Source organism: Polynucleobacter sinensis, assembly GCF_001595985.1.
In the GTDB taxonomy this organism is placed as follows: Bacteria; Pseudomonadota; Gammaproteobacteria; order Burkholderiales; family Burkholderiaceae; genus Polynucleobacter; species Polynucleobacter sinensis.
In genome coordinates, this window is sequence record NZ_LOJJ01000002.1 from 80,986 (window position 1) to 105,790 (window position 24,805).

The 24,805-nt window shown below is 45.9% G+C and carries 22 protein-coding genes; 9 read left to right on the plus strand and 13 right to left on the minus strand.

Annotated elements, in window-relative coordinates:
- Positions 1 to 8 precede the first annotated feature (8 nt).
- Positions 9 to 815 carry a ferritin-like domain-containing protein gene (locus tag AOB49_RS02485; protein ID WP_062307519.1) on the minus strand — a complete coding sequence of 269 codons (807 nt, stop codon included), beginning with the start codon at positions 813 to 815 and terminating at the stop codon, positions 9 to 11.
- Positions 816 to 864: 49 nt separating this feature from the next.
- Here AOB49_RS02485 and AOB49_RS02490 point away from each other — a divergent pair, with 49 nt between their 5' ends.
- From AOB49_RS02490 to ahpF, 3 genes are all read left to right on the plus strand, one after another.
- A complete protein-coding gene (locus AOB49_RS02490) occupies positions 865 to 1,284 on the plus strand; it encodes a group III truncated hemoglobin (protein ID WP_062307521.1) in 420 nt (139 codons plus the stop codon).
- A 151-nt stretch (positions 1,285 to 1,435) separates the two neighbouring features.
- Positions 1,436 to 1,999, plus strand: coding sequence for an alkyl hydroperoxide reductase subunit C (gene ahpC / locus AOB49_RS02495; RefSeq protein WP_062307523.1), 564 nt, complete (start codon positions 1,436 to 1,438; stop codon positions 1,997 to 1,999).
- Between the two features lie 117 nt (positions 2,000 to 2,116).
- A complete protein-coding gene (gene ahpF / locus AOB49_RS02500; RefSeq protein WP_062307527.1) occupies positions 2,117 to 3,661 on the plus strand; it encodes an alkyl hydroperoxide reductase subunit F in 1,545 nt (514 codons plus the stop codon).
- A 44-nt stretch (positions 3,662 to 3,705) separates the two neighbouring features.
- Here the strand turns inward: ahpF and AOB49_RS02505 are convergent, their stop codons facing one another.
- The 3 genes from AOB49_RS02505 to AOB49_RS02515 are packed head-to-tail and all read right to left on the minus strand — an operon-like array spanning position 3,706 to position 6,656.
- Entirely contained in the window at positions 3,706 to 4,668 is a 963-nt protein-coding gene (locus AOB49_RS02505; protein WP_062307529.1) for a Bug family tripartite tricarboxylate transporter substrate binding protein, read from the minus strand.
- Between the two features lie 19 nt (positions 4,669 to 4,687).
- On the minus strand, positions 4,688 to 5,848 hold the full coding sequence (locus tag AOB49_RS02510) for an acyl-CoA dehydrogenase family protein (RefSeq protein ID WP_062308097.1): 1,161 nt from the start codon (positions 5,846 to 5,848) through the stop codon (positions 4,688 to 4,690).
- Between the two features lies 1 nt (position 5,849).
- The gene (locus AOB49_RS02515) at positions 5,850 to 6,656 is read right to left on the minus strand and encodes an IclR family transcriptional regulator (protein WP_062307532.1); all 807 of its coding nucleotides are present in this window, start codon (positions 6,654 to 6,656) and stop codon (positions 5,850 to 5,852) included.
- 123 nt (positions 6,657 to 6,779) lie between these two features.
- Between AOB49_RS02515 and AOB49_RS02520 the strand changes: the two genes are divergently transcribed.
- Positions 6,780 to 7,982 (plus strand): CaiB/BaiF CoA transferase family protein, encoded by a 1,203-nt coding sequence (locus tag AOB49_RS02520; protein ID WP_062307535.1) that lies wholly within the window; start codon positions 6,780 to 6,782, stop codon positions 7,980 to 7,982.
- A 79-nt stretch (positions 7,983 to 8,061) separates the two neighbouring features.
- Entirely contained in the window at positions 8,062 to 9,027 is a 966-nt protein-coding gene (locus AOB49_RS02525; protein WP_407070225.1) for a Bug family tripartite tricarboxylate transporter substrate binding protein, read from the plus strand.
- A gap of 4 nt (positions 9,028 to 9,031) precedes the next feature.
- Here AOB49_RS02525 and prpF read toward each other — a convergent pair whose 3' ends face one another.
- Positions 9,032 to 10,210 (minus strand): 2-methylaconitate cis-trans isomerase PrpF, encoded by a 1,179-nt coding sequence (gene prpF / locus AOB49_RS02530; RefSeq protein WP_062307541.1) that lies wholly within the window; start codon positions 10,208 to 10,210, stop codon positions 9,032 to 9,034.
- Positions 10,210 to 11,163, minus strand: coding sequence for a Bug family tripartite tricarboxylate transporter substrate binding protein (locus AOB49_RS02535; RefSeq protein ID WP_062307543.1), 954 nt, complete (start codon positions 11,161 to 11,163; stop codon positions 10,210 to 10,212). The genes prpF and AOB49_RS02535 overlap by 1 nt, the downstream gene beginning before the upstream one ends.
- Positions 11,164 to 11,301: 138 nt before the next feature.
- Between AOB49_RS02535 and AOB49_RS02540 the strand changes: the two genes are divergently transcribed.
- Positions 11,302 to 12,360, plus strand: a complete 1,059-nt coding sequence (locus tag AOB49_RS02540; protein WP_062307546.1) for an Ldh family oxidoreductase — start codon at positions 11,302 to 11,304, stop codon at positions 12,358 to 12,360.
- Here AOB49_RS02540 and AOB49_RS02545 read toward each other — a convergent pair whose 3' ends face one another.
- From AOB49_RS02545 to AOB49_RS02560, 4 genes are all read right to left on the minus strand, one after another.
- The gene (locus AOB49_RS02545) at positions 12,361 to 13,518 is read right to left on the minus strand and encodes a CaiB/BaiF CoA transferase family protein (protein WP_062307548.1); all 1,158 of its coding nucleotides are present in this window, start codon (positions 13,516 to 13,518) and stop codon (positions 12,361 to 12,363) included.
- The gene (locus AOB49_RS02550; protein WP_062307551.1) at positions 13,518 to 14,474 is read right to left on the minus strand and encodes a tripartite tricarboxylate transporter substrate binding protein; all 957 of its coding nucleotides are present in this window, start codon (positions 14,472 to 14,474) and stop codon (positions 13,518 to 13,520) included. Before AOB49_RS02550 ends, AOB49_RS02545 begins: the two co-directional genes overlap by 1 nt.
- A gap of 17 nt (positions 14,475 to 14,491) precedes the next feature.
- Positions 14,492 to 15,370 (minus strand): HpcH/HpaI aldolase/citrate lyase family protein, encoded by an 879-nt coding sequence (locus AOB49_RS02555; protein ID WP_062307553.1) that lies wholly within the window; start codon positions 15,368 to 15,370, stop codon positions 14,492 to 14,494.
- Between the two features lie 64 nt (positions 15,371 to 15,434).
- Complete coding sequence (locus AOB49_RS02560; RefSeq protein WP_082784028.1) at positions 15,435 to 16,220, minus strand: IclR family transcriptional regulator; 786 nt, start codon at positions 16,218 to 16,220, stop codon at positions 15,435 to 15,437.
- Positions 16,221 to 16,320: 100 nt separating this feature from the next.
- Here AOB49_RS02560 and AOB49_RS02565 point away from each other — a divergent pair, with 100 nt between their 5' ends.
- Genes AOB49_RS02565 through AOB49_RS02575 form a run of 3 tightly spaced genes read left to right on the plus strand, consistent with a single transcriptional unit; the run spans position 16,321 to position 18,918 of the window.
- On the plus strand, positions 16,321 to 17,289 hold the full coding sequence (locus AOB49_RS02565; protein WP_062307558.1) for a tripartite tricarboxylate transporter substrate binding protein: 969 nt from the start codon (positions 16,321 to 16,323) through the stop codon (positions 17,287 to 17,289).
- Positions 17,290 to 17,314: 25 nt separating this feature from the next.
- A complete protein-coding gene (locus tag AOB49_RS02570) occupies positions 17,315 to 17,998 on the plus strand; it encodes an RraA family protein (RefSeq protein WP_062307560.1) in 684 nt (227 codons plus the stop codon).
- Positions 17,995 to 18,918 (plus strand): NAD(P)-dependent oxidoreductase, encoded by a 924-nt coding sequence (locus AOB49_RS02575; protein WP_062307563.1) that lies wholly within the window; start codon positions 17,995 to 17,997, stop codon positions 18,916 to 18,918. The genes AOB49_RS02570 and AOB49_RS02575 overlap by 4 nt, the downstream gene beginning before the upstream one ends.
- Positions 18,919 to 18,978: 60 nt before the next feature.
- Here AOB49_RS02575 and AOB49_RS02580 read toward each other — a convergent pair whose 3' ends face one another.
- From AOB49_RS02580 to AOB49_RS02590, 3 genes are all read right to left on the minus strand, one after another.
- Entirely contained in the window at positions 18,979 to 21,174 is a 2,196-nt protein-coding gene (locus tag AOB49_RS02580) for a xanthine dehydrogenase family protein molybdopterin-binding subunit (RefSeq protein ID WP_062307566.1), read from the minus strand.
- Between the two features lie 13 nt (positions 21,175 to 21,187).
- Positions 21,188 to 21,652 (minus strand): (2Fe-2S)-binding protein, encoded by a 465-nt coding sequence (locus tag AOB49_RS02585; RefSeq protein ID WP_062307569.1) that lies wholly within the window; start codon positions 21,650 to 21,652, stop codon positions 21,188 to 21,190.
- Positions 21,653 to 21,832: 180 nt separating this feature from the next.
- Entirely contained in the window at positions 21,833 to 24,727 is a 2,895-nt protein-coding gene (locus AOB49_RS02590) for an FAD-binding and (Fe-S)-binding domain-containing protein (protein ID WP_062307571.1), read from the minus strand.
- Between the last annotated feature and the right edge of the window lie 78 nt (positions 24,728 to 24,805).

Below are 24,805 nucleotides of genomic sequence, written 5' to 3' on the forward strand. Positions count from 1 at the left end.
GTATCTTGCTAACGCGCTTCTAGCTCCAAAAGATTCAACTCTTCTTCGGTAAACCCAGCTCGTTTACGCGCCTCCATATTGAATGGTGGCTTTAATATTGGAGCGCTATATTTTCTAGCCAGCTCTCTATAGGTAGCAATGGGGGATAGGCTGGCTTTATCGCACAGGAAATTAAACCAATGATTGCCAATTGCCACATGACCAACCTCATCTCTCAGGATGATCTCCAGGATTTCCACTGCCTTGAAATCCTTGACCTGCTTGAAACGATCACGAATCTTTGGAACGGCATCCAGACCTCTTGCCTCCATGGTTCTTGGCACAAGAGCCATCCGCGCAATCACCGCATCACTTGTTCGCTCTACCATCTCCCATAAGCTATTGTGTGCAGGAAAATCTCCGTATGAAAATCCTAGCGATTGAATATAGCCCTCCACCAGAGTGAAGTGATACGCCTCTTCCTTGGCAACCCTCAACCAGTCCTCATAGTATTGCTGTGGCATATCTGGGAAGCGCCAGATCGCATCCAAGGCTAAATTAATCGCATTAAATTCGATATGAGCAAGAGAGTGAAGTAAGGACGCCCTACCTTGAGCGCTATCCATTTTTCTTTTGGGAACATTCAAGGGTGGCACTAGCTCTGGTTTTTCTGGTCGACCTGGCAGGTCAAGACTTTGCGTGTTGAGGTTCTGAGACCCATCTAATTTGATCAGTTGATTCTGATAGTCAACATATAGCTGACCCACCAGCCGCACCTTGGTCTGAGCATCTTTAATTAGGAGGATTGCGAGAGCAGATTCTCGTAGCTCATTCATACGCCCATTTTAGTGATATTGATATTGCATAACCTAAAATACACATCTAGTGAATCTCATCAAACCCCATGATCGCATTAGCCTAGCCGAGAAAATCGGTAGGCCATCTGTCGCGCTGGTCGTAGATGACTTTTATAACCGCGTTCAGACCCACCCTACCTTAGCCAAGCCCTTCTCTATCGTTGCGCATTGGCAAGAACATAAACAAAGAATTACAGAATTTTGGTGGATCGCCCTTGGCGGAAAACCCACCGCTTCCTATAGCTATGACCCTGTAAGTAAACATTTTTTGGCAGGATTTAATCAAACACTCTTGAGTGATTGGAAAGCCTTATTTTTTGAGGTAACTCATACACACCTCAGCCCAGAACTAGCAAGTGCTTGGCAGCAACGGGTGGAAATGATTGGCGAAAACCTTCTGCGCCAGAACGATAAATTGCTCGGCGATAGAGGGCGCCCCTCAACCTAAGCCCAAGACATTGTGACCCTGGAGTGCGGTGCAATTTAATGATCTAAAAAATAGATAACACATATCTAAATTATTCATTATGCAAATAAATAAATAATCTCTAGAATGGGTCCTGTTGTGAACCAATTATTCATTTTTTACAGGAGAAACCATGTCACTAATTAACACCCCAGTACCGCCATTTAAGACCCAAGCGTTCCACAATGGTAAGTTCGTCACAGTTTCTGACGAGACCCTCAAGGGCAAATGGTCTGTTTTGATTTTTATGCCAGCAGCATTTACATTTAACTGCCCAACAGAAATTGAAGACGCAGCAGAAAACTATGCTGAATTTCAGAAGATGGGTGCAGAGGTATACATCATCACTACTGATACACACTTCTCACACAAAGTTTGGCACGAAACCTCTCCCGCAGTAGGTAAAGCTAAGTTCCCATTGGTTGGCGATCCTACACACACTTTGACACGTGGTTTTGGCGTGCACATTGAAGAAGAAGGCTTGGCTTTGCGTGGCACATTCATCATCAATCCAGAGGGCATCATCAAGACTGCAGAAGTGCACTCTAACGAAATCGCTCGTGATGTTTCTGAAACTCTACGAAAACTCAAAGCCGCTCAGTACACAGCCGCTCATCCAGGCGAAGTTTGCCCAGCTAAATGGAAAGAAGGCGCTGCAACATTGACTCCATCTTTGGATCTGGTTGGCAAGATCTAAGTCATAGTCAATTACCGCTAGTAACCAATCAGACTCTCTTCGGAGAGTCTATTGGAGAGGGTGGCTGTCGCCTTCCTGCCCAATGGACTCCACAAGATTCAGCACTTAGGAAATATCATGTTAGATAACAATATCAAAACCCAATTAAAGGCCTATTTTGAAAAGATAGTTAATCCTATCGTCTTGACAGCAACGCTCAACGATGGCGACTCGTCCAATCAAATGTTGGAACTACTGAATGAGGTCGCAGAGCAATCTGACAAGATCACTGTTAATACCAATGGCAATAGCACTAATGTCCCGAGCTTTACTGTTGGTAAAGCAGGTGAAGTAGCCCGCATCGCGTTCTCTGGATTGCCCATGGGCCATGAGATGACTTCATTCATCCTGGCCATCCTGCAGGCAAGCGGATACCCGCCTAAGGTGGAGCAGGACATTATTGAAAGCATTCAAGGCTTGACTGGAAAATTCCGCTTTCAGACTTTTATCTCCTTATCATGCCATAACTGCCCTGATGTAGTACAAGCATTGAACTTAATGGCGGCACTCAATCCCAATATCGAGCATGAAATGATTGATGGCGCCCTCTTTCAAGAGTTGGTGGATCAGCGTCAAATTATGGCCGTACCTACCGTCATCCTTAACGATGAGGTGTTTGGTCAAGGACGCATGAGCGCCGAAGAAATTATTGCCAAATTAGATACCAATGCATCAACACGAGATGCAGAAAAAATTAGCGCTAAAGCACCATTTGATTCTTTGATTATTGGTGGTGGACCAGCAGGTGCTTCAGCAGCGATTTATTCCGCAAGGAAGGGCATCAGAACCGGTATCGTTACTCAACGCTTTGGCGGTCAAGTTGCCGATACCGTAGGTATTGAAAACTTTATCTCGGTAAAGGAAACAGAGGGCCCGAAATTAGTTTTAGCACTAGAACAGCACGTCAAATCTTATGACGTCGATGTCATGAACCTGCAAACGGCAAAAAGCCTTAGTAAATCCGGGGATGAGATTGAAATCACCCTCGAAAATGGTGCGACACTCAAGAGTAAGACTGTCATTCTGAGTACCGGTGCACGCTGGCGCGAGATGAATGTCCCCGGTGAGCAGGAGTACCGCGGCAAAGGCGTTGCCTACTGCCCTCACTGCGATGGACCCCTGTACAAAGGTAAGCGCGTGGCAGTGATTGGCGGAGGAAACTCTGGGGTAGAGGCAGCGATTGATTTAGCGGGCATTGTTAGTCATGTTACTTTGATCGAGTTTGACACCAAATTACGCGCTGATGCCGTGCTTCAAAAAAAGCTTTTCAGCCTATCGAATGTCACCGTAATTACCAATGCATTAAGCAAAGAGGTTTTGGGCGCAGATGGGAAAGTGACAACCTTGAGATACGAAGATCGCACTAGCAATCAAATGCACGATATCGCGCTAGAAGGCATCTTTGTTCAAATTGGTCTGCTACCAAATACAGATTGGCTCAAAGGCGTGATCGACCTCTCTCCACGCGGTGAAATCATCGTAGACCAAAAGGGAGAGACATCGATGCCAGGCGTATTTGCAGCCGGTGATTGCACAACAGTGCCCTATAAGCAAATCATTATCGCCATGGGGGAAGGTGCTAAAGCCTCACTCTCGGCTTTTGATTATTTAATCCGCTCTTAAAATTAACCCACCGCAAGACTATTGCGGTGGGTAATCAATCAAAGTTAGTCAGGTTTAATATTTCTCTTGGCAACTAAGCCTTTCCACTTCTGAATATCTTCTCTAATGAATTTAGAGAATTGCTCAGGGCTACCCCCAACCGTCTCCATACCCATATCCGCAAATCGTTGCTTGATTTCAGGTTGAAGCAAAATTTCATTAATGTCTTTGTTTAAACGATCGACGATCTTGTTAGGCAGCTTGGCCGGACCCACCAAGCCAAACCACGTATAAACCTCAGTATTGGGATAACCCAATTCACCTAATGAAGGAACATCCGGCAAAAGACTGGAACGAGTAGATCCAAATACTGCTAATACACGAATCTTGCCATTTTTAATGTGGGGCAATGGAGCAATAATCGGATGAATACCAGCATCCACCCTCTCCCCCAACAAATCAGTCACCGCAGGCGCATCACCTTTATAGGGAATATGGTTTAAGTTACTTTTAGCTAGAGTATTAAATAACTCCAAAGCCAGATGGGGGGCAGTACCATTACCAGGGCTTGAAACATTCAATCCTGCGCTTTGCTTTCCTGAGGCGGCCAATAACTCAGCGACCGTTTTAATCGGCGAATTTGCTGGCACCATCAAAAATAACGGCGCTCTCACCACCTGAACCACCGGAGTGAAATCCTTCAGAGTGTCATAAGGAAGTTGCCCATACAAAGCCGGATTAGTCGTATGTGGGGCAGCTACCATGACGAATGAATAGCCATCGGGCTCTGCCTTGGCAATCATCTCAGATGCAATACGAATATTGGCACCCGGCTTATTTTCCACAATGATGGCTTGCTGCAATTTAGGCGACAACTTTTCCGCAATCACGCGCGTGGCGATGTCATTTGAACCTCCTGGCGCGAAGGGCGAAATAAATCGAATGGATCGATTGGGCCACTCTTGAGCAAGAGCAAGTCCTGAAAACAGTGCCGCAAGCCAAATGAAACTCAATAGTATTTTTTTCATAGCTACCTTTTATAAAAATTTATTTCAAAATCCGCTTAGCGATATTGAGCAAGTGAATTTGACTAGTCCCCTCGTACAAACGAAATAAGCGCACATCTCGATACAACATTTCAATGGGGCCGCCAATATCGGCACAATAGCCTGCGCCCCCAAAAATTTGAACCACGCGATCAGCTACTCTACCGCACATTTCTGAAGCGTAATATTTACAAATGGATGCCTGGGTTGTGATGTCTTCGCCACGATCACGCGCTCGCGCAGTCTCCAGAACAAGGGCTTTGGCGGCCTCGATCTCTACCTTGCTTTCCGCTAGCATTGCCTGAACCAACTGAAATTCAGCGATCGGCTTGCCAAACTGCTCACGTTTTTTTACATGCGCTAAAGCTTCATCAAGCATACGAATTGCAGGGCCAATACATAGCGCTGCAAGATTAATTCTTTGCTTGTTCAGAGCCTTCATCGCGGTAGAAAATCCTTTTCCCAATTCTCCGCCTAGAACGTCATCTTGCGTTGCAACGACGTTATGTAGATATACCTCTGAAACGGGAGAGCCTGCCTGACCCATTTTACGGTGCTCAGGACCAGCACTGATGCCGGGTCTATCCTTAGGAATCAAAAATGCGGTGATGCCCTTGTAACTCAAATCATCCGGATTTGTTCTTGCAAAAACCGTAAATAAATCGGCTATAGGTGCATTGGTAATGTAGCGTTTTGTGCCATCAATCACAAATTTTTTCTCACCCTCCTCTAATTTCAACTGGGCACGGGTTTGCAAAGCAGTGGCATCTGAACCAGCTTCAGGCTCAGTCAGAGCTAAGCAACCCGTCACCTCGCCAGAGGCCAACTTAGGCAACCAACGATCCTTCTGCTCCCGAGTCCCATCCTGAATCAATCCCTCCGATCCAATTCCAGTATTGGTCCCAGCGCGAGCTCTAAAAGCAGTTGCCGCTTGAGAAATCTCGATATTTGCCAGGGCTAATTCTTCCGTGCTAAGTCCGCTACCACCGTATTCCTTAGGAATACTCCAACCAAAATATCCATTGCCCCGCATGACATCGACAATGGTCTCAGGAATACGGTTTTTTGCCACAACCTCCTCCTCTGCGGGAATGGCTATGGTTTGCACAAACTCACGGATAGCAGCGAGTCGATTTTGGTTTTCTTTGTTATCTGTAATCACATTAGTTCTTTCTACTAAGATAGCTCGTACCGCCATCACGTTCAATATTACGCTTTGCTTCAAGTAAAGATGGAATCACCTGTTTACTAATTTCGGCTTGCGTTAATTTCAAGCCACTCATCGTGCAATTTAAGGCAACCAGTGGGTCATCATTACTACCCACTCGCAAGGGTACGGCAACCGCAGATACATCAGCCTCCCAATCGCCACGACTCAAACAATATCCATTGCGCTCATAAAATTCTTGATCACGATAAAAATGAGGAAGATCTTTTTTGTATTGCACGGGGTCAGCGATTTTGAGACGATTGAGAATGGATTTTTGCTCTTGAGCACTTGAGGCAAGCAATAATGCGCGCCCCATCGATGTTGTTAATAGCGGTCTACTGCTACCAATATCAGGCTTTAAGAAATTACCTTTATCAAGGCGCATAGCATCAACATACACCACCTCGAGACGCCCCAACATTCCCAAATTTACAGTCCACTGAGTTTTCGCTGCCAGCCTCTCCAAATGCGGTCTTGCTAAATGCCGTATGTCCATCCCCGCCAACATGGGATAACCCAACATCAATACTCCTGGGCCTAGTCGATACTTTTGTAAGCGCTCTATTCGCAACAAATATCCAAGCTTCTCAAGGGTGTACGTTAAACGAGAGACTGTTGCCTTGGGTAATGCTGTTCTCTCACACAACTCACGATTACCCAGCAATTGATCTGCCGGAGTAAATGCTCTCAAAACCTCAAGCCCTCGGCTTAGGTTGATGGCAAATTGCCTATCTGCTTGATGAACAGCTTCTTTTGACATGACAAGATCCTCTTATATTCCGGCAAAACATACAATTCATTCTACCCACTGTTTCGCACAGCGAAACAGTTACCCAATAAACTGCGCATTTGATTCAATATCTTTTTTACCCTGAGTATCTATATGACCACCCACCCTCCTTTGCTTCAAGGCGTCCGCATCCTTGATTTATCTACGGTAATTGCAGCACCCTTTGCGGCGACCTTATGCGCCGATCTCGGAGCGCAGGTTACGAAAGTTGAGCTACCCGATGGGTCAGATGCACTAAGAGGTCTCGCCCCAACTACTCCAGAACATGCTTTGTATTGGAAAGTTGTGAATCGTGGAAAAGCCGGAGTCTCTTTGGATGTGCGCACCCCTAAAGGCAAAGCACTATTTCTCAAAGCACTATCCCAGGTTGATGTCTTAGTAGAAAACTTTAGAACCGGCACTCTTGATAAATGGGGGCTGGATTTACCAACACTATTACAGGCAAACCCAAATCTAATTGTTTTACGCTTAACAGGATTTGGCCAAACAGGTCCTTATGCAGGGCGTCCTGGATTCGCAAGAATTTTTGAGGCGATGAGCGGGCTTACCAATTTAATTGGCACCCCTAGTAGTGGACCCCAGCATCCCAATCTACCTATTGGAGATTTAATTGCTGGTTTATTTGGAGCCTTCAGCATCGCATCCGCCTTGACCTCTCTGCGAAATCACCCAGAGCAGGGTGGCTTTGAAATTGACTTATCAGCTACTGAAGCGGTCTTCAGATTACTTGATCCACTAGCAGTTGAATACCAACTGCTCGGGGTTAATAGAACTCATGCGGGAAACCGTGCGAGCTACACCGCACCTTCGAATATGTATCAAACCCAAGATGGCAAGTGGGTCACACTGGTCGCATCCTCAGATGCGATTTTCAAAAGACTGTGTAAGGTGATTGATAAACCAGAGTGGCAAGACGATAGCCGTTTTATCTCAAACCCCAAGAGGTGTTTGAATGTCAATGAACTTGATGCTGAAATTGCCACATGGTTCCTAAAGAATACGTATGACAATATTGAAAAACTCTTTAATGAAGCGGGTATACCTTATACCAAGGTATACGATATCCGCGATGTCATCTCCGATCCTCAAGTGCAATCTAGAAATGGAATCATTGAACTCAGTGATGCGGAATTAGGCAGCGTTCCAGCACCTTGTGTGGTCCCACGCATTCCGGGGGTGGCACAACAAGTCATTAAAACAGGACCGAAGACTGGCGAAGATAATGAAACTTTTTATAAAGCGCTTGGTCTGAGCGAGGCTGAAATAGCCTCACTTTATAAAGAGCATGTCATTTAATTGATACACATCATTTTTGACATATGATTACGGCAATATTATTAATTTTTACTAGAAATTCACTCGAGGAATGCGCTACATGTTTCGTATATTGACTTTTGTTTTGAGCTCTTTCATTCTATGTGTGCCTGCAATGGCTCAAAATAATTGGCCCTCCTCTCCAATTACCCTAATCGTTCCCTATGCTCCTGGGGGCTATTCTGATACACGCATGCGTCTGCTAGCGCGTAAACTCACAGACAAACTAGGGCAACCCGTGGTGGTTGAAAACAAAGCTGGCGCAGGCGGCGTTATCGGCACCAATATCATTGCAAAAGCATCACCCGACGGATATACCATTGGCTGCGGAAGCTTCGCTCCACTCGCCATTAATCCAACACTCATGAAAAGCATCCCTTACGATGCCGCAACAGATTTAATGCCAGTGATTTTGTTGGAGACTAGTCCGCTCATCTTAAGCGTCTCTTCTCAATTACCCGTTAAAAATTTAGCAGAATTGATTGCGCTCGCAAAAAAGGATCCAAATAAATTGACCTATGGATCATCTGGCCAAGGAGGGGCGCATCACCTCTCTGGAGAAATGCTGGAGGCCGAAGCGAAAATTGAATTAACGCATGTTCCCTATAAAGGTGGCGCACCCGCAGCCACTGATTTAATGGCAGGCCACCTAGCAATGATGTTTGAGATGGGCTACGCCGCGTTACCCTCTATTAAAGCTGACAAGATACGACCTATCGCAGTCACCTCACCAAAACGTTTAACAGCTCTACCCAATGTGCCAACAATGAATGAAGCTGGCCTTCCTGGTTTTGAAGCATACAACTGGCAAGGCATTGTTGTACCTGCAAAAACACCGAACAGCATTGTCTTGCGTCTAAACAAGGCTATCAATGAAATCTTGCAAGATCCTGATATGGTCAAAGCAATTTCGGATGGGGCAAGTCAGGCCGCAGGGGGTTCTCCTGAGGCTTTTGGGAAATTCATTAAATCTGAGCGCGATAAGTGGGCCAAAGTGATTAAAACCGCCAACATCACCGCGGAATAAATTCTTAGAGCTCAGGCACCCAGACTTCACCCGTCATCAAGCGGCGGGCAGTCCTACTCATTAAGGCTTTTGTAATTACCCAATCACCAGAGTCCTGATTAGCCTCTGCCCCTACGGCAAGAATGCCCGAGGGATGCCCAAACTTCACTTTCGCTTGTGATTTTCCACCAAGCGCCGCACTCACAACTGTCCCAGGTATCGCTCCCGCAACCGCGATTGCGATAGCTCCTGTACCCGTCATTGCATGGTGCAACTTACCCATCGACATGATTCTGGCGGTGATATCAATCGCCTCCTTAGCTAGCGCTTTTCCACTAGAGGCTGTATAAGCCTGCGCCCCTGAAATAAAAGCAAGTTTAGGGGTATGGGGACGCTTTTCTGTAGCCTCTTGAGCGGTGGATGCTAAGCCCATCGCTACTGTTGCATGAGCACGGATACTTTCTAAGGTTTTTAATAATTCGGTATTGGCATTCACATCATCCTGAAGCTCAACCCCGGACAAGCCCAGCGTTTTGGCATTTACAAAAATAGTAGGATTGCCTGCGTTAATCAGTGTTGCCTCTAAGACCCCAAAACCTGGGATATCTAAGGTATCGATAAAATTGCCAGTCGGAAACATGGCGCCTCCATCGGAATCTTCATCTGCGCCAGGATCTAAAAACTCTAGCTGCACCTCGGCCGCCGGGAAAGTCACACCATCTAGCTCGAAGTCTCCAAGCTCCACTACTTGACCATCTTTTACGGGCACATGCGCAATAATCCTCTTTCCTAGGTTAGCCTGCCAAATGCGTACCGTTCTTAAACCATCGGGCCCAGCATCCACCAAGCCCTCTTGAATGGCATAAGGACCAACTGCGGAAGAGAGATTTCCGCAGTTCCCACTCCAATCAACTACAGGGGCATCAATCGCCACAGCACCAAACAAATAATCAACATCACAATCTTCTCGATCGCTTGGACCAATAATGACAACCTTGCTCGTACTTGAGCTGCCATTACCCATGCCATCAATTTGTTTGCCATAGGGATCTGGGCTACCGATCACTCGCAACATGATTTTGTCACGAGCCACTCCGGCTACTTGTGCAGCAGCGGGTAAATCCTTTTGATTAAAGAAAACGCCCTTGCTAGTGCCGCCGCGCATGTAGGTAGCGCGAATAGAAATTTGTTTTTGAGAGCTCATCAATCAATCTTTAAGTTGTTATCTTTTGCAAATTTTTGCCAATAAATAATTTCTTGTTTGAATGATTTTTCAAATCGATCGGGTGGAGTGGCAACGATATCAAAACCTTCATCCCCAAATTTTTTACTTAACTCGGGACTTGCTAATGCTTTAGTAATTGATTGATAGAGACGATCCACAATTGGCTTTGGTGTTTGAGGGGGAGCAAAAATTCCAAACCAATTATTGATGTCGTAACCAGGCAGCACCTCTGAAATACTGGGTGTATTAGGCAAGGCAGACATTCTCTGAGCGCTGGATACGGCAATAGGAATCACCTTGCCATTGCGGATATGCTGCATCAGTCCAGGCGCCGTCCCAAAGGACATATTAATTTGGCCACCAATTAGATCCGCCAATGCGCCGCCACTCCCCTTGTAATGGACCATTGTCATTTCAGTACCGCTTGATTTTTCCAGCAACTCTGCCGCCAAATGCGATATCTGCCCTGCTCCAGCCGTACCAATGGTGACTTTGCCAGGATTTGCCTTGGCATAAGCTAGCAATTCTTTTAGATTTTTAAAAGGCACTCCAGGATTGGCAACTAATAGTTGCGGGGCATTTGCAACCTTAGTGATAGCGACTAAATTTTGCGTATCAAACGGTAACTTGAAAAAAGTGGGGTTACTAGTGATGGCGCTATTTGTTAACAAGATGGTGTATCCATCGGGCGCAGCCTTAGCCACAGCTTCAGTCCCAATAATGCTTGAGGCCCCAGGCTTGTTTTCCACAATAATAGACACACCCAACTCACCAGACATTTTTTCAGCCAACACACGACCTAAAACATCGGAGCCGCCACCTGGCGCAAAAGGGATAATCATCTTGATAGTTCGATGAGGGTATTCCGCAGCTTGTCCGGTCGAAACGAACAAGGTGATCAAAGACAAAAAGGTTGTAAAAAATATTCTCATAGCAGTCTCGTTTGCTTGTCTTATGGCTTGACGCCAAGTAACATTGTTGTTGTTCGCTTACTATAAATTAAAAACACCAACAGCGAAAATTAATCCTCAAAATACTGTAATGCAATCGTAATTATTTACCCCCAGAATATGACCAACTCAACAACACGCATTCAAGCCTCCGACCTTATTCAATTTACTCAAGCTGTTTATGAGAGTGCTGGAGTCCCGACTAAGGATGCCTACTTAGCGGCTGATACCTTAGTTCAAGCAGATTTATGGGGCCACCAGTCTCATGGTTTATTACGATTAGCCTGGTACTACGCACGCTTACGCTCTGGTGCAATGAAATCTAATACCAATACCTCTTTGGCCGTTGACTCTAATGCGATTGCGGTACTAGATGGCCACGATGGTGTCGGTCAGGTGATTGCTAAAAAGGCATTGGAAGAATCTATTGCGCGCGCCAAACAACATAGCGTTGGGATTGTCTCTGTCAGAAACTCAAATCACTTTGGCACCTGTATGTACTTTACGAGAATGGGCGCTAGAAATGGCTGTATTTCGATCCTGATGAGTAATGCAGGGCCGAACATGGCGCCATGGGGCGGCCGTCAAAAGAAAATTGGTACCAATCCTTGGTCTATAGCAGTACCCGGAGGGAAGCATGGGGAAGTGGTCATGGATATGGCGAATTCTGGTGTAGCAAGAGGGAAGATCTATCTTGCACAGAAGCGTCATCAGCCCATACCCAATGACTGGGCAATTGATATCAATGGGAGACCCACTACGGATCCACAAGCGGCGATTGAAGGTTTTATCCTGCCAATGGCAGGCCACAAAGGGTATGTTATGGGCGTCATGGTTGACATCCTCTCAGGTGTTCTATCTGGGAGCTCCTTTTTAGACCAAGTTCATGGACCTTATGATCCCGTCAATCGCAGTGGCGCAGGCCATTTGGCTATATCCCTCAATGTTGCAGCATTTCAACCGCTGGAAGAATTTGAGAAACGCATAGAAGAGTACATCCACTCCTTGAAAGATGTACCCCTTGCGGAAGGGCACAAGCAGGTGTACTTTCCTGGTGAAATGGAAGCGCAAGCGGATGCTGAAAATCGCAAATTAGGTCTGCTACTTCCAGAAGATACCTTGCTAAGCCTCAAGCAAGTCGCCATTGAATCTGGACTTGAAAAGCAATTACCGTTCTAACTAGCGATCATTCAAAATATCTTTGTTATGTTGACCCAAGGTTGGAGCAGCAAAAGGTTCAGGCGCAGCAGTTCGGCCAAATTTGATGGGGTGCTTAAATCCCCGGTAGCTTCCCGCTACTGGATGCTCAAAATTACCGACCATGTCTTCGGCAAGCACCTGAGGAAAATCAAACATATCCTCCACTTGACGTACCGCAGAACAAGGTACTTCTTCGCCGAAAATTTGCTCCCACTCTAAAGCAGCTTTTTTACTTAGAGCTTCTCGCAACATCGGAACAATCACACCCTCTTGAGCGGCACGTTTTTTAACGGAATCAAATCGCTCATCATCCACTAGAGTAAACAAACCCACCTTCTCGCACAGCGCTCTCCAAAAATGGGGGGTATTAGCCGAGATATAAATATACCCATCCTTAGTAGGATGAATGCCGGTGATTCCACCAGAGCGCATATCACGACCCACATCTCTTGGTTCGTCTTGCGCCCAAATCATACGAGCAGACTGCATCGTCAATGCAGTTCGCAATAAGGAAACGCCGACGTACTGACCTTTGCCGCTTTTCTCTCGTTCGTATAGCGCAGAAGCTACGCCAGTTGAGATTAAAGATGCAGCGTAATAATCGACAATAGAACCATACAAAATTTCAGGTGGGCCATCTTTCTTGCCCTGTAAAGCACACATGCCTGTCATAGATTGCAATACTTGGTCGTAACCCGCTTTATCTTTTAGCGGCCCACTTTCACCAAATCCAGTAATAGCGCAGTAAATTAAACGGGGGTTAACCAGCTCTAATTGCTCATAAGCAATCCCAAGCCTAGTCGGAACATTGGGGCGAAAATTATGAACTAAGACATCAGCCTCTCGAATCAACTTCATCAAGGCATCCTTACCCTCAGCAGTTTTAAGATCTAAGACAATTCCATATTTACTGCGATTTACACCTAGAAATGCCCTACTCTCAGATGGCAAAGTGGAAGGATAGTTGCGCAAGTTATCGCCCGTCGGGGGTTCAACCTTAATCACCTCCGCACCCTGGTCTGCCAAAAGAGAGCACCCATAAGGACCGGCGATATAAGCACTCAGATCCAGCACCTTAACGCCCTGAAGTGGCCCTCGATTTAAGCTAGATTGCGATTGATTAGAAAAGTGAGTCATTATTCAGCAGTAATGTTTTGACGTTTAGCCACCGACTTCCAGCGTGCAATATCTCCACTTAATCTTGTCGCAAATTGCGCAGGAGACTCTGGGCTAGCTTCCGCACCCTCACGCAATAGTGCCGCCTTCATCTCTGGCGTATTGAGGATCTTATTAATTTCGCGATTTAATAAATTGACAATATCAGCCGGCATACCAGCGGGCCCTAAGATACCCCACCACAATTCAAATTCATAACCTGGTACTACGGTTGCCATCGGAATTAACTCGGGGGCGATAGGACTTGGCTTGAGACTCGTAATACCAATTGCGCGAATGCGTCCATTACGAACTTGCGGCAATAGTGATGGCCCGCTCGCCAAAAGAATTTGTGTTTGGCCACCAATCAAGTCAGTAGTCGCTGGACCCATACCCCTGTAAGGAATATGAAGCGCAAAAGTTCCAGACATTACCTTCAACAACTCGGTAGCAAACTGGTTGCTACTTCCCGTGCCAGAAGAGGCGTAATTGAATTTACCTGGATTCTTTTTTAAAAGTGCAATTAACTCTGCAGGATTCTTTGCTGGAAAATCATTATTCACAGCAACAATAAATGGGCCCTTTGCTAGCAAGGCAATTGGGGTCAATCCTGCAACGGGATCAAAACTTGCTTTCGTTTGAATCGCCGCATTGGTTGTCATGCTCGAAGAAACGGCCAGTAGCGTATAGCCATCTGGAGCGGCCTTCGAAACCTGGGCGGTACCTGTGCTGCCACTGGCACCAGGACGGTTATCGACAACTACCGAGACCTTCAAAGCATCACCTAAATTTTTTGCAATCAGTCTGGCAAATACGTCATTCGAGCCGCCCACTGGATAAGGAACTACCAATGTAATGGGCTTATTGGGATAGGCTGTTTGCGCAAACAGCACACCACTCATGCAGAGACATGCTATGGATAAAAGAATTTTTTTCATCAAGATTCACTTATATTTTATTTAATTAAACCAAACTGCCGAGCCATTTTTAAAATAGATCTCGCACGATTCGCAAAGGGAGGGTCAATCATCTTTCCATCAACAACAAATGCACCTATGGAGTTAGCCTGCGCCTCACGTTCAGCCTCCATTACCTTTAGAGAGAAAGCAATCTCTTCATCACTAGGACGAAATACAGTATTCGCAATTTCAATTTGGCTTGGATGAATGCAACTTTTCCCCAAATACCCAAGGCTATGCGAAAGTTTAGCCTCTCGCTCGTACCCAGCCGTATCAGCAATATTGGCATAAGCTCCATCAAAAGCTGCAACCCCCGCCTCATGAGCTGCCATGGCCATCAAAAACATGGCCTGCTCAACCGCAACAGTCTGAGTCCTTTGAATAGCGTAAGGCTCAAATAAATCGCCTAGACCCAATTGCAACCCCATTACTCTTGGATCAGCAGATGCTAATTCATAAGCTAAACGAAGTGATTTAGGAGTCTCAATATTAATGAGAAGTTGAACGAGGCCGCTACCATCGAGATTAGATTGAAATTGCTTCTCCAAATTGGTAACAGTATTGGCTACTGCGATTACTGCCTCACTACTTTCGGCTTTTGGGATATTAATAATCTTGACGCCACTGGCGATCACTGTGGCCATATCATCCATGTAATACGGCGTATCCATTGGATTGACGCGAACAATAATGATTTTTTGACTTGCTCTGACTTCGTCGGTTTTAAGAAACTCCCCTAACCGATTGCGAGCCTCACTCTTTTTATCAGCGCGAACTGAATCCTCCAAATCAAAGGATAGGCCATCCGCTTGACTATGGAGCGCTTTGCTAAAAAGCTCAGGCCTTGATGCGGGAACAAATAATTTACTTCTCATATATCTCCAATAAGAGGTAATTTCTTTTTATTATTTTGATACTAAACGTATTTTTTATGACGGCTTATGGATGCCAAGTTGCAATCGAGTCCGGCAATTTCACTTTAGCTAACTTCGCATTACCAGCCAAAGAATAAGACAGTTGATTTGCCGCATGAATAACGGTTTGCGCTAATTCCAATAGGCGTGTCTTAGGCAAACGAGCTGTGGGCCCTGAGATACAGATTGAGCCCAATAACTTCCAATCCAAACCAAAAATCGGCGCCGATACACTCGATACCTCCGGCTCTCGCTCACCCATTGATAAATGATAGCCGCGCTTACGTATCTCCTCATAGGGCTCACCTGCCTCATCAGAAAACGCCAAAATTACCCTTCCGGGCGCCCCTAATTCCAGCGGCAAACCAATCCCTACTCGCACATGATGACGGATGGTTTGCGGCCCATCCACGCGGGCTAAGCATGTACGCTGATTACCTTCGCGCACATAAAAGGACGCACTCTCACCTGTCTCAATCGTGAGCTCACGAAGAACTGGTTCGACAATCTCATGCACATCAAATGTCGCTTGGTAGCATGCTCCCAACCAGCCAGTGGCTCGTCCCAATCGCCAATCTCCGTCATCCCGTTGAACTAAATAATGCTTTTTTGCCAAGGTTCTTGCGATACGAAGAACGGTAGTTTTATTCAAAGCTGTACGCCTACTTAGCTCTGCTAGAGATAAGTGCACGTCATCACCTCCAAACGCCTCAAGAATATGGAGTGCCCGCAAAACAGCAGCAACCCCATTGGTTGACTCATCAGCAGCTTCTGCAGTAATTTCCGGGTCTTTTGCCATTGATTCAATCATTTTGTTTCACCTGATGAAACGATATTGTGTTATTTGAAACATCATCATACAGTCTAAATACGTTTTAAAAGACCAAGCAACCCAACAACACAGGCAGACAATGAAATCCATTTTTCGCATTCTTACCGCCCTACTCCTGTTAGCACTTAGTAGTACAGTATTTGCGCAGCAGTACCCCAGTAGAGCAATCAAGATGATTGTTCCATTTCCAGCAGGTGGTGGCACCGATATCTTTGCCAGAACAGTAGGGCAAAAGTTAAATGAAAATTTCAAATGGACTGTAGTTCCTGAAAATAGGCCTGGCGCTGGCGGTAACCTAGGAATTGAAGCAGTTGCCAATTCCGCACCGGATGGCTACACCATTGGCTTAGGACAAACCAGCAACCTGGCGATTAATCCGAGCCTGTACCCTAAGTTGCCCTACGCACCATCCAAAGACTTAAGCCCCATTGTTTTAGTTGCCTCATCCCCTCTCGTCATTGTTGTATCAGCCAACTCACCCTTTAAAACATTTGCAGATATTGTTGCGGCAGCTAAAGGGAAGCCCGACCAAGTGACGTACGGATCTCCCGGCAATGGAACAGTTGCTCACCTTGGTATGGAGTTGCTACAAAAAACAGCGGGCATCAATCTTCAGCACATTCCATACAAAGGATCTGCCCAAGCGTTAACCGATATTGTTGGCGGACAAATTCAAATTTACGCATCTTCTGTACCAACTGCGATGGGACAAATCAAAGATGGCCGTTTGCGCGCTATCGCTGTGACTTCACTCAAACGTTCAGCCAGCCTACCTGAAACCCCTACTATCGCAGAGTCTGGCTGGCCTGGTTTTGAGGCAATTACCTGGTTTGGATTTGTGGCGCCAGCTAAGACGCCAGCGCCCATCATCAAAGAATTAAATGCCAACATCAACCAGATTTTGAAATTGCCAGAAGTCCGTACCAAACTGATGGGCGAAGGTGGTGAAATTCTTGGTGGCACCCCAGAGCAATTTACCGCCCTACTAAATAAAGACACTGCTCGCTGGGCTCGCGTTATTCAGGATGCTAACGTCAAGATTGATTAACTTACACATTTAAAACGAAAACCATATGACTACACCTAACATCATTAAAGATTTTCCTCGCGTTAGCAAAGAAATCATTGCTCAAGCTGCACAGTTTCAACCTGCCATCTTGGCAGACGTTGCAGATCGTCGTGGCGCACTCCACGGCAGAATCTCAGCGCTTCGCCCACACATGAAAGTAGCAGGTCCCGCCTTAACTGTCGAAGTGAGGGCTGGGGACAATTTAATGATCCATGCCGCGATGTCACTTGCCAAACCTGGTGACGTTCTCGTCATTGATGGCAAGGGCGACTTAACTGCAGCGCTCATGGGCGCCATCATGATTAATGCCTGTAAAAAACTGGGTATCGCTGGTGTTGTTATTGACGGCGCTATTCGTGACACCCTAGAACTAGAAGCTCTCGACTTTCCAGTATTTTCTGTCGGCGCCAATCCAAATGGCCCAACCAAACAGGTTAGCGGTCGCATTGGCCACCCGATATCTGTTGGTGATGTCGCTGTTGCCCCCGGAGATTTCATCATCGGAGATGCTGATGGCGTTGTAGCAGTTGAGCGGGAGAAGATTGCTTCTTTAATTCCGCTTGCGAAAGAAAAAGTAGAGGCGGAAGAAAAGCGTATTGCCTCAATCAAAACTGGCAATACTGCAGCTCCTTGGCTCAATTCCGCTTTAGTCAATGCTGGCGTTATCAAGCCTGGTGAAACCTTGTGACTAAACCTGTCATCCTAGTGACCGGTGCTGATTTAGCACAAGCAGCGATTGAGATTCTCGGTAACTATGAAATTATTTATGCCGGCAAAGCGCCTCAAGAATCTGATGTCTTAGCTTTATGCCGGCAACACAATCCGCTTGGCATCATCCTTCGTTATGGTGGCATTACTGCTGAAATGATGGATGTCGCACCAAACCTGCGAGTGATTTCTAAGCATGGGAGTGGGACTGACTCGATTGATAAATCTGCCGCCACTGAAAGAGGTATTGCAGTACGGGCGGCGATTGGCGCTAATGCAGCAGCAGTCGCAGAACATGCACTGGCACTGATGACAGCATGCGCAAAATCTATCGTTCACCTCAACGAAAGAACCCATGCGGGGCACTGGGACAAAGCGACATTCAAAACACAAGAGTTAAGCGGTAGGACTATTGGCTTAGTGGGCTTAGGCGCTATCGGCCAGCGCTTTGCCAAAATATGTGATGCCATGAATATGAAGGTTCTGGGATTTGATCCGTACGCAAAAAATATTCCTAGTTACGTGACCTCAGTAGATTTAGAGAGTATCCAAGAAAAATCTGATGTTATTTCATTGCACTGCCCACTCACGCCAGAAAATTCACAAATGCTCAACAAGGATTTTTTTGCAAAATGCAAACGCGGAGTCATCATTATCAATACCGCGAGAGGTGGATTAATTGATGAATCTGCATTGCTAGAGGCCATTGCATCAGGGACTGTATCAATGGCTGGTTTGGATAGCTTTGCGGTAGAGCCAATGAAAACACCCCACATTTTCCATGGCAATCAAAACATCATTCTGACTCCGCATATCGGAGGCGTTACTAATGATGCCTATATCAATATGGGCGTGGGTGCCGCCAAAAATATTGTGGCTTGTTTAAGTGAGATTCATTAATTGCAATGAACGGCGCTCAATCTCCGGGGTATTTTCCGAAGATTGAGCTAGTAGACCCAATTAAGCCGACTTTTGATTCAAAGCCTCTAAAACACTCTTGTCGGTAAATGGCACAGTGCGCATTCTGACACCAACAGCATCAAAGATCGCATTTGAAATTGCCGCAGGTACCGTAGTTGCAGACATCTCACCAGCACCCCAAGGCGGAGCTTCTGGTCGATCAATCAAGATAGTCTTAATCTCCGGAACTTCAGGGAACTTGAGGATTGGATAACTCTTCCAATCAACGCTAGTGACCTTTGAGCGATCAAAAGTCACGTTCTCAATCAAAGTACGGCTGACCGTCTGATTAATGCCGCCCTCGATCTGATTAATTGCTCCATCTGGGTTCACAATCATGCCGCAATCATGTGCGCAATAAATCTTCGTGACTTTCACATGGCCCGTCTTTTTATTCACCTCGACATCTGCGATCATCGCAACATAGGTGACATTATTTTGATAGCGCACATAGGCAAATCCTCTGCCCTTAGCGATATTTCCAGAGGCTTTCTTGGACGGTGAAGGTCTATCTTCCCAGTTAGCACTCTTGGCCACAGTTTTAATCACATCGATCGAACGGGGATCCTTTAGGTATGCCAAACGAAATTGAATCGGATCCTTCTTGGCCGCTGCAGCTAACTCATCTACAAAGCACTCGTTGGCAAAGTTATTTTGCATACGACCAGGAGTGCGTAAATGAGAGGTCCGCAAGAACACATTATTTACACGACTGACCTTGGTATAGGCATTCGGGAAGACATACTCTACATCGGAGTTATTAACAATATTTCCGGTATACACACCTGTTCTTTTCAGGCCAGAATGCACAGCTGGCAACAATGGATACTCTGCCAAAGTGCCACTTTGCGCACTCAGAATGAAATTCGATTTCCAGGCAACGACATTTCCATCCTTATCCAAGCCACCTTCTAGATCAACCACGGTTGGAGGACTCTTCGGATCCCAACCAAGCTCATCCTCACGCATCCACTGCACACGAATTGGCGCACCAGCGAGCATTGAAATCAAGGCAGCGTCAGCAGAACAATCTTCATGGCCATTACGGCCATAACAACCAGACCCATCGACATAGTAGAGGCGCACATTATCTTTATTGATTCCTAGAACACTAGAAATTTCAGTTTGAAGTGAGTGCGTTGCCTGGGATGGTGACCAGATTTCGCATTTGCCATCCTTGAAACTTGCCACAGCACATGAAGGACCCATAGACGCATGCGAATGAATCGGAAACTGATAGCTTGCTTTGAGTTGTTTGACTGAATTCTGCAGACCTGCAGCTACATCACCCCGCTTCTGACGCTCTTCGACCTTCAGAACCTCAAGGCCACGCCAGACTGCATAGACATTTTGATCCGAAGGAAGTCCTTGCCAATCGCTCCACTGTACCTTGAGATTTTTAGCCGCCTGGATCGCGCCCCACTCTGTTTTTGAGACTACAGCAAGGTAATCATCCTTTCGGACAATCTTCACAAAGCCTGGCAAAGAAGAAACCGAGCTGACATCTACAGAAATTAATTTAGAGCCGATATTCTTTGGAAAAATGACCCGCGCGTGCAACATGCCAGGAATCCGGACATCGTGCACATAAGTAAATTCACCGGTGACTTTTGCGGGAATATCTACACGAGGTACAGACTTACCAACAAAACGATAATCAGAATACTTCTTCAATGCTGGCTTATCAGCTACTTGCAGCGATTGAAAATTATCTTTCAGTAACTGCTTATAAGTAATGGTGATGTTCTTAGATTTCAGCACTAAGGAACCATCCCCAGTAGTACTTACCTCGCTTGGACTCACCCCCCAATACTGAGCAGCCTGGGCAATCAAAGCATTACGTGCAGTTGCGCATGCCGCGCGAATTTGCACGCCGCCATCTTTAATCGACAGACTACCTGCGGTTTGACCCTGGTCAATCGTAGTGCCGGTATCACCCATGACCATATTGATTTTGTTCATGGGGACGTCTAACTCATCGGCAGTCATTTGAATTAAGGCAGTCTTTACGCCCGTGCCCAAATCTACCTTACCGCTATAGATAGTAATAAAGCCATCGCTATCTAACTGCAGCCAAGCGTTGACATCTTTTTTATTCATAGAATCTGGTGATGCGAATCCAGAACCGGCATAGGACATAAAGTTAAAACCAACAATGAGGGCTGAACTTTTCTTTAAAAAATCTCTTCTTTGCATTTTCTTATCCCCCTTAAGCCATCATCTTTGCAGCACGCTTTACAGCACTCACAATGCGTGAGTGGGTTCCACAACGGCAAAGATTCTCTGCCAAGGCCGCCTTAATTTGCTCATCAGTAGGATTTTTGTTTTGCTTGAGAAATGCAGTAGCAGTCACCACCATCCCGTTAATACAATAGCCACATTGAGCGGCCTGCTCAATAATGAATGCCTCTTGAACTGGACTTGGTTTAGCGGACGTTCCCAAGCCTTCCAAGGTGACAATATTGGCACCAGAAAGTCTACCAATCGGAATTTGGCAAGAGCGAGATGCCTCCCCTCCAATTAAAACGGTGCAAGTACCGCACTGACCTTTTCCACAGCCAAATTTAGGCCCCTTTAGCTCAAGGTTATCTCGCAATACATACAGCAAAGGGGTTTCCGGATCGACCTCAACGGTCTTTAGCGTGCCATTCACCTGCAGGGTAATTTTTTCCACATTGTCTCCAATTGCATCGCCCACCCTAAAAAGATGGGCACTTATTTATAGTTTTTAACTGTCACTTGCCCTTTCTTAAAAAAGGGGCTTTCAGGATATTAGTACAAAATTAGATACTCATAAAAAAAGACCTCCGAATTTTCATCCGAAGGTCTGGTGCCTCTGTTGTAATAAGGGTTTCTACTGAGCTTGATGCGCCATCTGCAAAATCTCCGCTAAGTGCTTTACCTTACGGCCGGTCTCTTGCTCAATCTGCTCTCGACAACTAAACCCGTTAGTCAGAATGATGGTGTCCTCATTAGCGGAGCGAATCGCTGGCAACAATACCAACTCACCAACCGCTTTGGATATTTCCACATGCTCAGGATTAAATCCAAAAGAGCCTGCCATGCCGCAACAACCACTATCAATGAAATTCGCTTTAGCTCCTAGAGCATTCAACAGGGCTACATCTCCTTTTGTGCCAAATAAAGATTTCTGATGGCAATGGGAGTGAACCAAAATATTGCGATCTAGTGGCGGAGGTTTGTAACCATGATCATGCAAAAAGTCGCCAAGCAAATAAGTGCGCTCTGAAAGTAATTGAGCTCTTGGATCATTCGGGAAGAATTTGAGTAACTCATCTTTAAACACTGACATACAGCCAGGCTCAAGACCCACTACAGCAATAGGTGCGCCATCTCCAGCATTAATCTGATCGCCAATGGCATCAAGAATTTTCTCTAGCTTTTGCTTGGCAAGATCAAGATACCCAAAGTCATACAAAGGACGGCCACAGCACAATGGCGTCTTAGGTAAAGTCGCCTCAAAACCAGCGTGTCCTAGAACCTCTACTGCAGCATTAGCAACTTCTGGATGGAAGTGTTCACAGAAGGTATCTACCCAGAGGATTACTTTCTTTTGCCCAACATCAGAGCTAGCTTTTTTAAACTGACTTCTAAACGACTGATTGGCAAATTTTGGCAGGCTACGCTCTTGAGCAACACCACCAACCCACTTTGCAATGGTAGACAGAATTGGAGTTTGCATCACGCCATTGACTAGCCAAGACATTTTGCTTGCTAATGGAGCCCAATCACTAATGCGACCCATTGTTAAAGCCTGACGTGGTCTGCTATTTTTCTCGTGATAGTGAGATAAGAATTCTGCTTTATAGGAAGCCATATCGACGTGAGCAGGACAATCGCTCTTGCAACCTTTGCAGGATAAGCAGGTATCAAGTGCATCCTTGAGTTCTTTGCTCTCCCAACCATCAGTAATAACCTCGCCTTGCAGCATTTCCCAAAAAAGTCTTGAGCGTCCGCGCGTGGAAAAACGCTCTTCTTTAGTAGCGCGATAACTTGGGCACATTGTTCCAAGCTTTTCGCTTCGGCACTTGCCCATACCAACACAACGCTCTACTGCCCTCTGAAAACCATCACCCTCTTGGCTTAAGAAATTGAGTCGCGTCTTAATATTGACGACTTTATATTCTGGACCCATGCGCAGATTTTCATCAACGCGATAAGGGTGAACAATCTTTCCAGGATTGAGTTTATTTTGCGGATCCCAAATGCGCTTGAACTCATGCATGGCCTCCATCAACTCTTCACCAAACATGATTGGTAAGAACTCTGCTCTAGCTTGACCGTCACCATGTTCACCAGTGAGCGATCCACCAAACTCGACAACTAGAACCGCGGCATCGCGAATAAAGGATCTAAAAGTTGCAACGCCTTCTGCCGTTCGCAGATTAAATGTAATCCGCGCATGAATACAACCATCGCCAAAGTGACCATAAAGAGAAGTCTCATAGCCATAAGAATCGACTAAAGCTTGGAAAGCGCGGAGGTATTCACCTAAACGCGTAGGATCAACAGCAGCATCTTCCCAGCCCACCACAGGATCTGGTGAATTTGGATCTATAGATAAGTGGGTTGCTGATGCGCCATTCTCACGAATAGACCAAATACGTTTTTGCAGTTGCGAGTCTGACACCAACCAAGTGGAAGGTTGAGGGCCTTTAGTTCTTGTCTTGAAATACTGCTCAGCCTTTTCTGCTTGTGCAATAGCACCCTCGATAGTGTCATCACCAAATTCCACGACTACCCATGCATTACCTTGGGGCAATAAATCAATTTCCGCTTTTGCTAAATTGCGCGCTTGCAAGCCACGAATAATTTTGTAGTCCAAACCCTCAATCGCAATCGGATTAAAAGCCTGATACTCAGGAACGGCATCACCGGCAACATATATATCTTCAAAGCCTAAGACTAAAACAACCCGCTTAGCCGGACTCTTCACCAAGCGAACTTTTGCGGCAAGCGTTAAGGCGCAAGTTCCCTCGGTTCCTACCAAAGCACGGGCAACATTAAAACCGTTCTCCGGCAAGAGCTGGTCAAGGTTGTATCCAGAAACCCGTCTCTTAATATTGGGGAATTTAGCTCTAATCAGATCGGCATAGCGGTTACGCAGATTCAATAAATCTTGATAAATCTGACCCTTACGACCACCAGCGGCAATGATTTTTTCTAACTCGTTATCCGAGGTTGGACCAACCCAAAAACGCTCGCCATCATAAGTCAAGATTTCAAGTGCTTCCGTGTTCTCAAGCGTCTTACCTGCCATCACTGAATGCGCGCCACAAGAATTATTTGCCACCATACCACCCAAAGTGCAACGGCTATGAGTCGAGGGGTCTGGAGCGAACGTAAGACCATGAAGCTCTGCAGCATCGCGCAGTGAGTCGCAAATAACACCTGGCTCGACAATCGCAGCCCCAGCGGCTGGATCTAATGAGAGAATGTGATTGCAATACTTGGAAATATCAAACACCACTGCGTTATTGACTGTTTGACCATTCATTGAGGTGCCGGCGCCACGCATTAATACCGGCGCCTTATTGCGATGACAGATCTCAATACCCTTTACAAATTCTTCAGTGTTTCTGGGTGTGACGACTCCAATTGGAATTTGGCGGTAATTTGAGGCCTCTGAGGCATAAACCGCTTGATGAGCAGTATCAAAATGAACGGAACTACCTAAAGCAGCCGTTAATTCAATATTGAGTTGTTCCCACTGAGAAATACCGCCCATGATTTCATCCTTGCTATATGCGATTACCCAAATAGGGCATTAAGCATTCTAACAATTTATGGACTTTTGTGATTTCTA

Excerpts from the sequence above, each read along its gene's own strand:
- AOB49_RS02485 (WP_062307519.1), bottom strand. The coding sequence starts at position 815 with ATGAATGAGCTACGAGAATCTGCTCTCGCAATCCTCCTAATTAAAGAT.
- ahpC (WP_062307523.1), top strand. The coding sequence starts at position 1,436 with ATGTCACTAATTAACACCCCAGTACCGCCATTTAAGACCCAAGCGTTC.
- ahpF (WP_062307527.1), top strand. The coding sequence starts at position 2,117 with ATGTTAGATAACAATATCAAAACCCAATTAAAGGCCTATTTTGAAAAG.
- AOB49_RS02505 (WP_062307529.1), bottom strand. The coding sequence starts at position 4,668 with ATGAAAAAAATACTATTGAGTTTCATTTGGCTTGCGGCACTGTTTTCA.
- AOB49_RS02515 (WP_062307532.1), bottom strand. The coding sequence starts at position 6,656 with ATGTCAAAAGAAGCTGTTCATCAAGCAGATAGGCAATTTGCCATCAAC.
- AOB49_RS02520 (WP_062307535.1), top strand. The coding sequence starts at position 6,780 with ATGACCACCCACCCTCCTTTGCTTCAAGGCGTCCGCATCCTTGATTTA.
- AOB49_RS02525 (WP_407070225.1), top strand. The coding sequence starts at position 8,062 with ATGTTTCGTATATTGACTTTTGTTTTGAGCTCTTTCATTCTATGTGTG.
- prpF (WP_062307541.1), bottom strand. The coding sequence starts at position 10,210 with ATGAGCTCTCAAAAACAAATTTCTATTCGCGCTACCTACATGCGCGGC.
- AOB49_RS02535 (WP_062307543.1), bottom strand. The coding sequence starts at position 11,163 with ATGAGAATATTTTTTACAACCTTTTTGTCTTTGATCACCTTGTTCGTT.
- AOB49_RS02540 (WP_062307546.1), top strand. The coding sequence starts at position 11,302 with ATGACCAACTCAACAACACGCATTCAAGCCTCCGACCTTATTCAATTT.
- AOB49_RS02545 (WP_062307548.1), bottom strand. The coding sequence starts at position 13,518 with ATGACTCACTTTTCTAATCAATCGCAATCTAGCTTAAATCGAGGGCCA.
- AOB49_RS02550 (WP_062307551.1), bottom strand. The coding sequence starts at position 14,474 with ATGAAAAAAATTCTTTTATCCATAGCATGTCTCTGCATGAGTGGTGTG.
- AOB49_RS02555 (WP_062307553.1), bottom strand. The coding sequence starts at position 15,370 with ATGAGAAGTAAATTATTTGTTCCCGCATCAAGGCCTGAGCTTTTTAGC.
- AOB49_RS02560 (WP_082784028.1), bottom strand. The coding sequence starts at position 16,220 with ATGATTGAATCAATGGCAAAAGACCCGGAAATTACTGCAGAAGCTGCT.
- AOB49_RS02565 (WP_062307558.1), top strand. The coding sequence starts at position 16,321 with ATGAAATCCATTTTTCGCATTCTTACCGCCCTACTCCTGTTAGCACTT.
- AOB49_RS02570 (WP_062307560.1), top strand. The coding sequence starts at position 17,315 with ATGACTACACCTAACATCATTAAAGATTTTCCTCGCGTTAGCAAAGAA.
- AOB49_RS02580 (WP_062307566.1), bottom strand. The coding sequence starts at position 21,174 with ATGCAAAGAAGAGATTTTTTAAAGAAAAGTTCAGCCCTCATTGTTGGT.
- AOB49_RS02590 (WP_062307571.1), bottom strand. The coding sequence starts at position 24,727 with ATGGGCGGTATTTCTCAGTGGGAACAACTCAATATTGAATTAACGGCT.